Annotated in this window: 1 protein-coding gene; it reads left to right on the forward strand. The window is 62.5% G+C overall.

From position 1 onward, the window contains the following. Positions 1–33 precede the first annotated feature (33 nt). Positions 34–594 carry a transposase gene (locus ACWGS9_RS35175; protein ID WP_454509477.1) on the forward strand — a complete coding sequence of 187 codons (561 nt, stop codon included), beginning with the start codon at positions 34–36 and terminating at the stop codon, positions 592–594. Positions 595–600 lie beyond the last annotated feature (6 nt).

Below are 600 nucleotides of genomic sequence, written 5' to 3' on the forward strand. Positions count from 1 at the left end.
CTTTGGCAGGCTCCGGACGCCGACGAGGTGTCCTTGCGCGACTTGGTGCGCCGCCGCCAGGAACTCATCACCATGAAAGTCGCGGAGAAGAACCGCGCCAAGGCACCTGGCGGCCGCGGGCTCGCTGCCTCCTTCAAGGCCATAATCAAAGTCGTCGAGCGTGAGATCCAAATTATCGATGCCCAGATGCGCGAGCTGATCGCCAACAGCCGCACTCTCAAGCACCGGGCAGCCGTCTGCACGGCTATGGACAGTCTCGGCCCGATCGTGGCGGCCAAGCTGCTCGCCCTCCTGCCTGAACTGGGCACCATGACACGCCGAAAGGCTGCAGCCCTTGCAGGGCTCGCGCCTCATCCAAACGACAGCGGCCAAAAACACGGCTACCGCAAAATCCGTGGCGGACGACCAGAGATCAGGAGCATGCTCTACATGCCCGCGTTGCACGCCGCTGCCGGAAGGGGCGAGTTCGCAGCCTTCTACAAACGCCTTCGCGCCAACGGCAAAAAGCCAATGGTGGCCATCGCCGCGGTCATGCGAAAGATCGTCGTCACCCTAAACGCTAGGCTCAGAGACGCCGCCATTCCTCAGAGTTGATGACGA

Source organism: Mesorhizobium sp. Arg314, assembly GCF_053714275.1.